The organism is Burkholderia sp. WP9, from assembly GCF_900104795.1.
GTDB lineage: Bacteria > Pseudomonadota > Gammaproteobacteria > Burkholderiales > Burkholderiaceae > Paraburkholderia.
On record NZ_FNTG01000001.1, the window covers coordinates 170,366 to 182,934 of the forward strand.

A 12,569-nucleotide genomic window follows, 5' to 3' on the forward strand; every position below is an offset into this window, starting at 1 on the left:
GAGTGTAATCCGATGAATATGGCAGAAACTCAACTCAATCCGATCGAGCGCTCCACGGCGCCCGCCGGTTTCGACCCCGCCCAAAGCGGCCAATCGCAAGCGCCGTCGCGCCCGAAGATCGAGATCAACGACCTGAACTTCTTCTACGGCAAGTATCACGCGCTGAAGAACATCAACCTGCAAATCCCGGAAGGCAAGGTGACCGCGTTCATCGGTCCGTCGGGCTGCGGTAAGTCCACGTTGCTGCGCACGCTCAACAAGATGTACGCGCTCTATCCGGAGCAGCGCGCCGAGGGCGAGATCCTGATGGACGGCGAAAACCTGCTGACCACGAAGCGCGATATCTCGCTGCTGCGCGCACGGATCGGCATGGTCTTCCAGAAGCCGACGCCGTTTCCGATGTCGATCTACGACAACATCGCGTTCGGCGTGAAGATGTTCGAAACGCTGCCGCGCTCGGAAATGGACGACCGCGTGGAATGGGCGTTGACCAAGGCCGCGTTGTGGAACGAAGTGAAGGACAAGCTCGGCCAGAGCGGCTACGGTCTGTCGGGTGGCCAGCAGCAACGTCTGTGCATTGCGCGCGGTATCGCGATCCGTCCGGAAGTGCTGCTGCTCGATGAGCCGTGCTCCGCGCTCGACCCGATTTCCACGGGCCGCATCGAAGAGCTGATCGCTGAATTGAAGAGCGATTACACGGTGGTGATCGTCACGCACAACATGCAACAGGCGGCCCGCTGTTCGGACTACACTGCCTATATGTACCTCGGCGAGTTGATCGAGTTCGGCGACACCGAAAAGATCTTCATCAAGCCGGTCCGCAAGGAAACCGAGGACTACATCACTGGCCGCTTCGGTTAAATCGCCGAGTCAAACAAGGGAGTACGACATGTCCGACAAACACCTGTCCAGCCAGTTCGACGCCGACCTGAATCTGGTCTCCTCCAAGGTGCTCGAAATGGGCGGCCTGGTCGAATCGCAAATCGTCAAGGCCATGCAGGCACTCAACGAATTCGATCTCGACATCGCCGAGCAGGTGATCGCCGCCGAAGAGCGCCTGAACAAGATGGAAGTGGAGATCGACGAAGAGTGCAGCAACATCATCGCGCGCCGTCAGCCGGCCGCGCGTGATCTGCGCCTCCTGATCGCGATTTCGAAGACCATCACGAATCTCGAGCGCGCTGGCGACGAAGCCGAAAAAATCGCCAAGCGCACCAAGCGTTTGATGGAAGACGGCGCCTCGCGCACCATCAACATCGCCGAGATCAAGTTGTCGGGCGAAATGGCGGTGTCGATTCTGCGCCGCGCGCTGGACGCGTTCGCGCGCCTCGACACGGTGGCCGCCGCGCAGATCGTGCGCGACGACAAAGCGATCGACGAAGAATTCCGCGCGTTCGTGCGCAAGCTGATTTCGTATATGACGGAAGATCCGCGTTCGATTTCGGTGGGCCTCGATTTCCTCTTCATCGCCAAGGCGATCGAGCGGATCGGCGACCACGCGAAGAACATCGCGGAATTCATCATTTACATCGTGAAGGGCACCGACGTGCGGCACAAGTCGCGCGACGCGCTCGAACGCGAAGCACTCAGTTAATCCAGACATAAGGACCAGAGGTGCCGATGCCCAGCAGCATTCTCGTCATTGAAGATGAGCCCGCCATTTCCGAACTGATTTCGGTCAATCTTCAACACGCCGGACACTGCCCGATTCGCGCGTACAACGCGGAGCAGGCGCAAAACCTGATCAGCGACGTACTGCCCGACCTCGTGCTGCTCGACTGGATGTTGCCGGGAAAATCGGGCATTGCGTTCGCGCGTGATCTGCGCAACAACGAGCGCACGAAGCATATCCCGATCATCATGCTGACCGCGCGTGGCGACGAGCAGGACAAGGTGCTCGGCCTCGAAATCGGCGCCGACGACTACGTCACCAAGCCGTTCTCGCCGAAAGAATTGATGGCGCGCATCAAGGCGGTGTTGCGCCGTCGCGCGCCGCAGCTGACCGAAGACGTGGTCGCGATCAACGGTCTCAAGCTCGATCCGGCGACGCACCGCGTGGCCGCTGCAGCGGAAGGCAGCGAGATCAAGCTCGATCTCGGCCCGACCGAATTCCGTCTGCTGCACTTCTTCATGACGCACCCGGAGCGCGTGCACAGCCGCACGCAATTGCTCGATCAGGTGTGGGGCGATCACGTGTTCGTCGAAGAGCGCACGGTCGACGTGCATATCAAACGCCTGCGTGCGGCCCTCAAGCCGGCCGGGTGCGATGCTATGATTGAGACGGTGCGCGGCAGCGGCTACCGGCTCGCGAAGAGCGCCTGACGCTTGCGCTGGCGGCGTTGGGCCGCCTGCATCAGGTATGTGATCTTTGCTGCTCGTCGTCACTCTTCGCTACGTTAGGCGCCGCGATTCCGATTCCGGCGCATAGGCTTTTTTCTTCGATCGCTAGACCATGAACATCATCTGGGCGCGCTCCATCGTGTCGGTCGTGCTGCTGGCTGTTCTGTGCGTGGTGGTCGGCGCACTGGTGAACGTCAAGACAGCGCTCGTCCTCGCGATCGTCATGCTGCTCGCGCAGAGCATTTTCAGCACCTTCCATAAGCAGCGTCTGTGGCGTTTGCTCGACGCGCCGGTGTACGGCGAAGTGCCGAGCGCCCCCGGCATCTGGGGCGAAATCTACTACCGTTTGCACAAGCTCGCGAAGCGCTGGCACGCCCAGGTGCGCCAGGTCGAGCAGCAGCATTCGCGTTTCATCCAGGCGATCCAGGCTTCGCCGAACGGCGTGGCGATGCTCGACGATCATGATCAGATCGAGTGGTGCAACGCGATCTCCGAACTTCATTTCGGCCTGGACGCGAAACGCGATCTGCGTCAGCACATCACGCATCTGGTGCGTCAGCCGGACTTTGTGCGTTACCTGAATTCGCACCGGTACGAAGAGATGCTGATCATGCGCGGCATGGGTGACAAGCGTCAAAACGTGCTGTCGGTACAGGTCTTTCCGTACGGCGAAAACCGCAAGCTGGTGCTCTCGCAAGACATCACCGAACTCGAACGGACCGATGCGATGCGGCGCGATTTCGTCGCCAATGTGTCGCATGAGCTGAAGACGCCACTCACGGTGCTCTCGGGCTTTCTGGAGACCATGCGCGAGTTGCCGTTGAGCGAAGCTGAACGTTCGCGCTATCTCGAGCTGATGGAGCAACAGGCTTCGCGCATGCGCCATATCGTCAGCGACCTGTTGGTGCTCGCCAAACTCGAGGGTGACAACAAGCCGCCGAGCGATCAGATGATCGACATGCGCGCGGTGTTGCGGCATTTGCGTGACGACGCGCAAAGCCTGTCTAGCGATCATCACAAGATCGTGTTCGATGCCGATGAAGGGCTCACCGTCACCGGCGTCGAAACGGAAATTCTCAGCGCGTTCGGCAATCTCGTCACGAACGCGATCCGCTACACGCCGGACGGCGGTGCGATCAAGGTGTCCTGGCACGCGCAAGGCGGCAATGCGGTGTTTTCCGTGACGGACAGTGGTTTGGGCATTCCCGCCGCGGACATTCCGCGGCTGACCGAGCGCTTCTATCGCGTGGATCGCAGCCGTTCACGCGACACCGGCGGTACGGGCCTCGGTCTCGCGATCGTCAAGCACGTGCTGCAACGTCACGATGCACAGCTCGATGTGAAGAGCGAAGAGGGGCGTGGCAGTACGTTCACGGTGCGCTTTCCGGTGTATCGCACGGCGCGTCGGCAACCGGCGCCGGTTTGAGCGCCCACGTATCGCTGGTCAAGAATCACGCACGTTGCGAAAGCCTATCGCTTGTTCAGCCATTATGAGAGGGAGGCTCGGCGAGGGCAGCGTCCCCGGGCCCCCACCCTGGGATGTTCAGGTAATAGCGGGTGGAGCGACCGGCACCGACTCGGCATAGTAGCCCCATGTCCTCGAGTTCGATGAGTTCGCGCGACGCTGTGGCCCGCGAGGTGCTGCCGATGCTCTCGTACTTTCTGGTGTTCATGCCCCCTTCGAAACCCTTGGGACCGGCATCGAGCAGAAGGTTGACGACTTTGCGCTGTCGGGTCGTGAGTATCTTGTCCTGATGGTTCATCCAGAAAATGGCTTTGCCAAGCGCGGCGTCTACCGCACTGGATGCTTCTTCGCAGGACACTCGCACCTGTTCCACGAACCACAGAACCCATTCGGTCACGTCCAGCTCGCCATGCTGGGCGCGTTCGAGCTGCTCATAGTAGTCGTGGCGCCTGTCGAGCAAGCGCTGTGAGGTTCGAATCAGGCGGCTGACCTCGCCGATGTCGCGCGCCAGCACGAGGTCGATGAGAACTCGACCGATGCGGCCATTGCCGTCTTCAAAGGGGTGAATCGTTTCGAACCACAGGTGAGCGAGTGCTGCTTTCACCAGATTGTCGTGCTCGGTCGTTGCATTGAACCAATCCAGGAACGTTTGCATTTCGGCTGGGACGCGGGCCGATGATGGGGCCTCGTAGTGGACCCTTTCGCGCCCGGCGTGCCCGCTGACAATTTGCATCGGCTCCGCATGCTCGCGGTAGGCTCCGACAAGAATTCTGGTCATGCCTGAATAGCCGGTAGGAAAAAGAGCCGCCTGCCATGCCCACAGGCGCTCGTGTGTAAGCGGGGCTTCTCTTTGCCGGACGGCGTCATCCATGATATCGAGCAGGCCTTCGACGCTTCGGGGCGCGTTGGGCCCATTCTGATTGCCGACACCAAGTCGCCGCGCCACGGACGACCGCACTGCGCTGAGGTCGATGCGTTCGCCTTCGATCGCTGCCGTCGAGACTGCATCCTGGCTCCATGCCTCGGCGGCGAGTTCGAGGCGCTGTTCGAAGCCAAGACCTGCCAGCTTGCCTTCAACGACGCCCTGAACTCGATGCGCGCGGGCCAGTTCGCCGCCGACGCGAACGGCGTCGTAGTGCATGCCAGGCCACGTGGGGGTCTGCCAGATGAATGCCGGGGTCGATTTCATGGTGCCGGATGAGCGATGAGGCGATTGTGGGTGCTATTCGACTCGTTTTGTGAGTCGAATAAGTATAGCCCACCGTGAGTCGATTGAATGCCTAATCGACTCAGAATATGAGCGGATATCGACTCCGCCCCGAACTGCCGCATGCAGGTGATGTGAGGCAAAACGTTGCCCGCCGCCGGGAAAGCCTCTTTCCAAAGTGAGAAGAACCTTATTCGACGGCGCGTGACGAGCGTTGTTACTAGCCCGCCGGAGCGAGCGCACCCGTCACGAACAGAATTTCCCCAGCAGACTCATCTGCGCGTTGCGCGAAGACTTGCCCGGCCGACGGCGCCGATAATGGCCGTCGCTTTGCATCAGCCACGCGGATTGATTGTCGCCGAGAAACGCCGACAGACCTTCGGCGATCACGCGCCGCTTAAGACGCCGGTTGTTGATCGGAAACGCGACTTCCACGCGCCGAAAGAAGTTGCGGTCCATCCAGTCGGCGCTCGACAGATACACCTGTTCCTTGCCACCGTCGTAGAAGTAGAAGATGCGGTGATGTTCGAGAAAGCGCCCGACGATCGAGCGCACGGTGATGTTCTCCGAAAGGCCCGCCACACCTGGCTGCAACGAACACACGCCACGCACGATCAGATCGATCTTGACGCCGGCTTGCGCTGCTTCGTACAACTCGGCAATCACCGTGGGTTCGAGGAGCGCGTTCATCTTCGCGACGATGCGCGCTTTCCTGCCGGCGCGCGCATGCTCGGCTTCAGCGCGAATCGCCTCGACCAGTTTCGGATGCAGCGTGAACGGCGATTGCCACAACTCGTGCAGCTTCAATTCACCGCCAATGCCGGTCAACTGCTGGAACACGTGATGCACGTCTTCGCAGATTTTCTGGTCGGCGGTCATCAGGCCGAAGTCGGTGTACAGACGCGCCGTACGCGGATGATAGTTGCCGGTGCCGAGGTGGACGTAACGCTTGAGCGTGGTCTTGCCGCCCACCGACACGCGCCGCACGATCAGCATCATCTTCGCGTGGCACTTGTGGCCCACTACGCCATACACGACGTGCGCGCCGACCGCTTCGAGCTGCGAGGCCCAGTTGATGTTGGTTTCTTCGTCGAAGCGCGCGAGCAGTTCGACCACCACCGTCACTTCCTTGCCGTTGCGCGCGGCTTGCATGAGCGCGTCCATCAGCGGCGAATCGGTGCCGGTGCGATAGATGGTCTGCTTGATGGCCATCACGTTCGGATCTTTGGCCGCCTGCAGCAACAGTTCGAGCACCGGCTGAAAACTTTCGTATGGGTGATGCAGCAGCACATCGCCCTGATCGATCACGTCGAACATGCTGGTGCTGTTGGCGATCTGCGGTGGAATTGCGGGAATGTGCGGCACGAACTTCAGATCGGGGCGGTCCACCATCTCCGGCAATTGCATCAACCGCACCAGATTGACGGGGCCGTCGGCGTAATAGCAATCTTTGTTGGAGAGGCTGCTTTCGTCGAGCAGGCGCCGCACCACGTGCGAGGGCGTGTCCGCCGACACTTCGAGCCGCACCGCGTTGCCCAGATGCCGCGCCGGCAATTCACCCTGCAGCGCGACACGCAGATTGGTGATTTCGTCTTCGTCGACGAACAGTTCGCTATTGCGCGTGATGCGAAACTGATTGCAACTGCGCACGACGAGGTTCGGAAACAGCTCGCCGACAAAGCGTTGCAATAGCGAGCTCAGCAGCACGAAGCCATGCGGGTAGCCGGATAGGTCTTGCGGCATGCGCACGAGGCGCGGCAGCGCGCGCGGCGCCTGCACGATGCCCATCATCGCCTGACGGCCGAAGGCGTCTTTGCCCTCCAGTTCGACGACGAAGTTCAGGCTCTTGTTGAGCACGCGCGGAAACGGGTGCGCGGGATCGAGGCCGATTGGCGTGAGCACCGGCAACAGTTCGTCGAAGAAGTAGTTGCGCGCCCATTCGGTCTGCGCTTCGTTCCACGCTTCGGTGCCGTGAAAATAGATGCCTTCCGCTTCGAGCGCGGTGAGCACCGTGTCGTGCAGCATGGTGTATTGACGATGCACGAGCTTCTGCGCGCGTTCGACCACGAGGTCATAGACGTGCTGCAGCGACATGCCGTCCGGCGACAGTCCGCCCGGGTTGTCGCGCATCTGCTCGTGCAGTCCGGCCATGCGGACTTCGAAGAATTCGTCGAGATTGCTACTGGTGATGCAGATGAAGCGCAGGCGTTCGAGCAAAGGGACGGCTGGGTCGGCAGCTTGTGCCAACACACGCTCGTTGAAACCCAGAATGCCCAGCTCGCGGTTCAATAGGGGGTAGCGGATGGACATCGGCAGCGAGAATGGAATGTCAGGAAGGGAGGCGGAAAGACGCTCGGAAATTCTCACAGTATGATGACGTTGTTATGACATTCTCGATCTTTTAAATTTTACGCCGGATTCGCTGCGTGTCGTCAATATGACGCAGTTCATATGGGAGCATAGTTTCCCCCAACGCTGCGAGGTGACATCGTGAGGTCCGGTACGCTTAGAATGGCGTCTTTGAACAGCGCGGCTGGCCAGAAGGCGCCTAAGGCACCGGGTGGACGACCGGCTCCCCACGCATCTTCCGCCGCCACGCTCGCGCGCATGGAGTCCGCTTACTCGATGGTCACTACGCCACAACTCCTCGCTGCCGTCGATCTCGGCTCGAACAGCTTCCGCCTGATCGTCGGCCGGGTCGAGGAAACCGACGCAGGCAGCCAGATTTATCAGGTCGATGCGTTGCGCGAACCGGTTCGCCTCGCGGCCGGCCTGTCGCGCGACAAGATGCTCGATCGCGCTTCGCAGGTGCGCGGATGGGACGCGCTCAAGCGTTTCGGCGAGCGTCTTCGCGACTTTCATCCCGATCATGTGCGTGCTGTCGCCACCAATACGTTGCGCATCGCCAAGAATGCCGGTGAATTTCTCGGTGAGGCACAAGCTGCGCTGGGTTTTCCGATCGAAGTGATCGCCGGGCGTGAAGAAGCGCGCCTGATCTACGCAGGCGCCGCACACTCCGTGCCTGCGAGCCCTGGTAAACGTCTGGTGGTCGACATTGGCGGCGGCTCGACGGAATTCATCATCGGCTCGCATTACACGCCGATCAAGATGGAGAGCCTGTATATCGGCTGCGTGAGCCATAGCCGTGCGTTCTTCCCGGCCGGCAACGTCGACGAATACACCATGCGCCAGGCCGAACTCGCCGCGGGGCGCGAAATCCAGATCATTTCCGCCGAGTACAAGAAGACCGGCTGGGAACAGGCGATCGGCTCGTCGGGCACCGCACGCGCGTTGGCCGAACTGGTCGAAGCGAATGGTTTCAACGATCCGGGCATCACGCACGGCATCTCGCGCGGCGGGCTTGAACGGCTCAAGCGCGCGCTCATCAAGGCGGAGAACGTTAATCGGCTGAAGCTCGTCGCGTTGAAGGGCGATCGGGTTCCGGTGCTGGCCGGTGGCCTGTCGATCATGATCGCGGTGTTCGACGAACTCGGCGTCGATTACGTCGACACCACGGACGGCGCGCTGCGTCTCGGCGTGCTGTACGACCTGCTGGGCCGTTCGCAGCACGAGGACATGCGCACGGTGACGGTGGAGGGCTTCATGCGCCGCTACGGCGTGGATCGGGCGCAGGCGGGGCGCATCGGCGAACTCGCGGTGCGCTTTTACGACCAGTTCGCGGAACCCGACGAAGAACGCCGTGCGGAAAACCGCATGTTTCTCGGCTGGGCGGCAGCGCTGCACGAAATCGGCCTGTCTATCTCGCACAGCGCGTATCACAAGCATTCGGCCTATATCGCCAGCAACGCGGACATGCCGGGCTTTTCGCGCACCGACCAGGCGCGGCTCGCCGCGCTCGTGCTCGGTCACGCGGGCAAACTCGGCAAGCTGTCTCAAACGCGCGAAGTGGAGTGGCCGCTGTTGTTCTGTCTGCGCCTCGCGGCGCTGCTGTGCCGTCGGCGTGCGGATGTCGGCTTGCCGGGAATTTCGGTGGCGCAAGTCAACGGCGGTTACGAGGTGCGTTTGCCGAACGAGTGGGTGGCCAACAATCCGCTCACCGACTACAGCCTGATCCAGGAAGCTGCGGAGTGGGAGAAGGTCGGTTTGCCGTATCGCGTGGTCTATACGGACGATTGAACGTTCCAGCTCGTGCATGAATGAGAAAGCCCGGCATGTCGCCGGGCTTTTTTTACGGCCGTTCGTTTCGCCGACGCGCATCGAGGCGCGTCACGCGAGCGAGTCCGCTTAGCGCGGCAGCGCATCGCCGAGGAAATGGCGAGCGTAACGTGCATTGATATCGGACAAACGGAACAGTGTCAGAAAGTCCGCGGTATTGAAGTCGGGATCCCATGCCGGTGCGCCGCAAATCTTGGCGCCGAGGCGCAGATAGCCCTTCACCAGCGGCGGCGGCGCCACTTCGGCGCCCGTTTGCAATTCATCGACCGGCAGCGGCGTATGCGGGAACGCGCGATATTCCGGCGCGGTCAGCGCGTTGTCGCGCAGCGAGCAATACAGATTCGCCGCGTAGTGGCCACCGTCGACCATCGCCACGCTCGCGCAGCCGAGCATCGTCTCGTAGCCGTTGTGCTTCATGTAGGCGGCAAGCCCCGCCCACAGCGACATGATGACCGAGCCGCTGCGATAGTCGGGATGCACGCACGAGCGGCCCACTTCGACCATCTTGGCGCGCAGGTGCGTCAGGCGCGACACATCGAATTCGCTTTCCGCATACAGACGGCCAATGCGCGCGGCCTGATGCGGCGGCAAGGCGCGATACGTGCCGACCACTTTCAACGTGTCGAGATCGCGCACCAGCAGGTGATCGCAGTAGGCGTCGAACGAATCGACGTCGAGACCCGCGGGGCCCGTCAGACGCGCGCCCATTTCGTCGGCGAACACGCGGTAGCGCAGACGCTGGGCTTCGCGCAGTTCCTCGTCGGTGCGCGCCCACGTGACCTGCAAACGATGCTGGGCGGTGACCGTCTCCTCGGCGCGCGGCAGGCGGCGCGACTCGAAGATGGAAGCGAGGGGCAGGGTAGGCGTCGGCAGTTCTCGCATTGGGGGTCCTGGTCGAAAAAAGGGAGAATTCTTTTTTCGCCAATGTAGTAACGCCTGGTGACGCTCGCATGGCAAAGCCATGACGATTGGATGACTGCCCGTAAGCTGTGGGCGCGCGGCTTGTAATGTTGTGCGTGCGTCGGGCGAGTGTTGCTCCCGCGCAAAAGCCGGGCAGCGGGGCGAAGTGTGGGAGCGGTTCGAGCGCAGGGACGATTCAATCCCGGCGAAGTGGGGCAAGCGTGTGATCGATACGGGCGGCGCGGCGAGGGTCGCGAACCGCGTGTGGGTTTTTATGGGCGCGGGCTCGCCGAACCGCGTGGGGTTTTTTAAGGACGCGGGCCCGCCGAACCGAATCAGACCAGATCGGGACTCATTGCGGCGCGCAACACGGCGTGGTCGTCGCCGTCGCGCTCGCGGCTCGCAATCCACCATACGCCGGCTTTCTTGAGCGGCCAACTCGCTTCGCTATTGCCAAGCAGACGGGCGGCCACGTGGCCTAGCGTGGGTTGATGGCCGACAATCACCACCGTCTGCGCGACGCCTTTGGGCCAGCCGGCCGCCTCGAGCACGTCGTCCGCGCTCGCGTTGGGCGCGAGTTCGCGCAGCACGCGATATTGATCGCTCAAGGTCTCGGCGGTCTGGATGGTGCGCACGGCAGGACTCGCGAGCACCACGGCGTCATCGGGCAGCCGGGTACGCAGCCACTTGGCGACGTTTTGCGCCTGCTTGCGGCCTCGGGTGGTCAGCGCTCGCGCGAGGTCGGTCGTGGCGATGTCTTCGGCTTCGGCGTGACGCCAGAGAATCAGATCCATGCGTGTCTCCTTGACTCTGGTTGCGGCGCTTGTGCCTGATGAGGCACGCGCACGGTTTTGATCACTGTCGCATGCGGGCTCGTGAATCCGCAAGGCGATCGGGGCAGACCGTATAAGCGTTGCGGCAAGTCGTCGCGGTATGACGCGCGTGAGCCGTTGCTTCGTTTGTCGCGCTTTATTTGTCGCGACGCGAACGCCAAAAAGCAAAAACCCGCGAAGCCGGAGGCTACGCGGGTTTCGTGTTGCTTTTCGTGGTCGGAGCGAAAGGATTCGAACCTTCGACCCTCTGATCCCAAATCAGATGCGCTACCAGGCTGCGCTACGCTCCGACGAATCCGAGATTCTACGTGGCATTGGGTGCCAGAGTCAACCACGATTTGCGCCGGACCGAAAACGATTGCTCAGAAACGCGATGCGGCCGCGTTTATATGCGTCCCATCAGCAGCAAGACGATCACGATGATCAGTACGACGCCCACGAGTCCGGTCGGCCGGTAGCCCCAGCCGCTGCTATACGGCCAGCTCGGTAGCGCGCCGATCAGCAGGAGGATGAGCACGATAAGCAGTATGGTTCCGATGGTCATTCTGGTTCTCCCTGTCTGGCCTCGGCCAGTTAGTCTGATTGGTTCGGCGCATTCACGCCGGGACATTCCGCGCGCGATCTGCGCGCTGCTTGCAGACTGAAGAGCAGCAAGGCGTGTGCCTGAGCGGGTTGTAGCGACGAGCGAGCGCGGAACGGCGCTCGGGTGCCGTGCGTCACGAGAGCGCAACGTGCGTGGGGAGTGGCAGGCAGGAAAGATTCGCGCGGCCCGGGCGGATGCGTTGCCGCCGTTACCGCGCAATGGGGCAATATTTCAGTGCGTGGCCGCCGTCGCGCTTGTCTTCCGCGCGCAGGCATGATTGAAATCCGCCCGCAACAGCAAGACCACTGCGGGCGTCATCGTTCGTCAGCCGGTTTCCGTTCAGTGCCGGCGACGCATCCAATGCGGCATGTGCTGATGAGTCAGCCAGTGATGCACCATGCCTTCGCCGTCGTGTTCGCGCCGATACGTTCTCGCTTCGAAAATCGACAATGCGAGTAGCACGAGCAGGCCTATGGCGAGTCCGGTCAGACCCGCGATCGTTTCAGCGTCCATGGCAGCCTCCTATGACATGCGGCGGTGACTTTATAGTAGGTCACGCGCGACAAAATGGCAGGTGCACGCTGTTTTCCGCGGCGTCGTTAAAGGCGCTTTGCGGTTAGACTCTCGGCGCTCGCGCTTGCCGGACTACCGGCGGGCTGCTGCTTTTTTATTCTGCATTCCGCTTCGAGAGACTACCTGTTTATGATCCGCGTTCCGATGCTTGCGTTGCTGCTGATTGCCGGCGTTGCCGGCTGTGCGAACAATCCGTCCGGCCATCACGGCGGTCCGCCGCCGCAAGATCCCGCCGACTATCACGGCGTGCCCACCGACACCCGGCCGCCTACGATGGTGCCTGCACCGGTCGCGCCTTGAGCGTCGACGGAACACGAAATCGGCAAAGAGGAGGCGGGGGATGAATAGCGGAGGCGAAGCACCGGCGCGGGCACGCCGGCGCCTCTGACCCGCGCAGACTGTTCGCGCGGAATGCGCGGGCTGGAATCATTCTAGGGCGCGCGTGGCGGCGGATATGTGTGCGCTTGTTTCAAGCCGTAACCGGCTACCGCG

At 61.8% G+C, this 12,569-nt stretch carries 12 protein-coding genes and 1 tRNA gene; 6 read left to right on the forward strand and 7 right to left on the reverse strand.

The genetic code is table 11. From position 1 onward, the window contains the following. The first annotated feature begins 12 nt into the window (after nucleotides 1-12). The 4 genes from pstB to phoR all read left to right on the forward strand — a co-directional run bounded on the left by pstB (nucleotide 13) and on the right by phoR (nucleotide 3,766). Complete coding sequence (gene pstB / locus BLW71_RS00785) at nucleotides 13-861, forward strand: phosphate ABC transporter ATP-binding protein PstB (RefSeq protein ID WP_091792609.1); 849 nt, start codon at nucleotides 13-15, stop codon at nucleotides 859-861. Nucleotides 862-889: 28 nt separating this feature from the next. Beyond that, on the forward strand, nucleotides 890-1,594 hold the full coding sequence (gene phoU, locus BLW71_RS00790; RefSeq protein ID WP_091792610.1) for a phosphate signaling complex protein PhoU: 705 nt from the start codon (nucleotides 890-892) through the stop codon (nucleotides 1,592-1,594). Nucleotides 1,595-1,620: 26 nt separating this feature from the next. Further along, nucleotides 1,621-2,322 carry a phosphate regulon transcriptional regulator PhoB gene (phoB, locus tag BLW71_RS00795; RefSeq protein ID WP_091792611.1) on the forward strand — a complete coding sequence of 234 codons (702 nt, stop codon included), beginning with the start codon at nucleotides 1,621-1,623 and terminating at the stop codon, nucleotides 2,320-2,322. Nucleotides 2,323-2,452: 130 nt separating this feature from the next. After that, entirely contained in the window at nucleotides 2,453-3,766 is a 1,314-nt protein-coding gene (gene phoR / locus BLW71_RS00800; protein WP_091792612.1) for a phosphate regulon sensor histidine kinase PhoR, read from the forward strand. A gap of 55 nt (nucleotides 3,767-3,821) precedes the next feature. On the opposite strand, the gene BLW71_RS00805 is transcribed toward phoR, so the two are convergent. Next, nucleotides 3,822-4,994: a Fic family protein gene (locus BLW71_RS00805; RefSeq protein WP_091792613.1), complete on the reverse strand. Its 1,173-nt coding sequence runs from the start codon at nucleotides 4,992-4,994 to the stop codon at nucleotides 3,822-3,824. Nucleotides 4,995-5,258: 264 nt separating this feature from the next. Beyond that, nucleotides 5,259-7,322, reverse strand: coding sequence for a polyphosphate kinase 1 (gene ppk1 / locus BLW71_RS00810; RefSeq protein ID WP_091792614.1), 2,064 nt, complete (start codon nucleotides 7,320-7,322; stop codon nucleotides 5,259-5,261). Nucleotides 7,323-7,523: 201 nt separating this feature from the next. On the opposite strand from ppk1, the gene BLW71_RS00815 reads away from it, so the two are divergent. Beyond that, on the forward strand, nucleotides 7,524-9,149 hold the full coding sequence (locus BLW71_RS00815; RefSeq protein ID WP_177204939.1) for a Ppx/GppA phosphatase family protein: 1,626 nt from the start codon (nucleotides 7,524-7,526) through the stop codon (nucleotides 9,147-9,149). 108 nt (nucleotides 9,150-9,257) lie between these two features. Here the strand turns inward: BLW71_RS00815 and BLW71_RS00820 are convergent, their stop codons facing one another. The 5 genes from BLW71_RS00820 to BLW71_RS41480 all read right to left on the reverse strand — a co-directional run bounded on the left by BLW71_RS00820 (nucleotide 9,258) and on the right by BLW71_RS41480 (nucleotide 12,017). Next, nucleotides 9,258-10,070, reverse strand: a complete 813-nt coding sequence (locus tag BLW71_RS00820) for a GNAT family N-acetyltransferase (RefSeq protein ID WP_091792616.1) — start codon at nucleotides 10,068-10,070, stop codon at nucleotides 9,258-9,260. Between the two features lie 353 nt (nucleotides 10,071-10,423). Then, on the reverse strand, nucleotides 10,424-10,882 hold the full coding sequence (gene sixA, locus BLW71_RS00825) for a phosphohistidine phosphatase SixA (protein ID WP_091792617.1): 459 nt from the start codon (nucleotides 10,880-10,882) through the stop codon (nucleotides 10,424-10,426). 252 nt (nucleotides 10,883-11,134) lie between these two features. Next, a tRNA-Pro gene (locus BLW71_RS00830) sits at nucleotides 11,135-11,211 on the reverse strand. Nucleotides 11,212-11,306: 95 nt separating this feature from the next. Then, the gene (locus BLW71_RS00835) at nucleotides 11,307-11,465 is read right to left on the reverse strand and encodes a DUF3309 family protein (RefSeq protein WP_091792618.1); all 159 of its coding nucleotides are present in this window, start codon (nucleotides 11,463-11,465) and stop codon (nucleotides 11,307-11,309) included. A 378-nt stretch (nucleotides 11,466-11,843) separates the two neighbouring features. Next, nucleotides 11,844-12,017 (reverse strand): hypothetical protein, encoded by a 174-nt coding sequence (locus BLW71_RS41480; protein WP_177204940.1) that lies wholly within the window; start codon nucleotides 12,015-12,017, stop codon nucleotides 11,844-11,846. Between the two features lie 189 nt (nucleotides 12,018-12,206). Here BLW71_RS41480 and BLW71_RS41485 point away from each other — a divergent pair, with 189 nt between their 5' ends. Continuing rightward, on the forward strand, nucleotides 12,207-12,377 hold the full coding sequence (locus BLW71_RS41485) for a hypothetical protein (RefSeq protein WP_177204941.1): 171 nt from the start codon (nucleotides 12,207-12,209) through the stop codon (nucleotides 12,375-12,377). Nucleotides 12,378-12,569 lie beyond the last annotated feature (192 nt).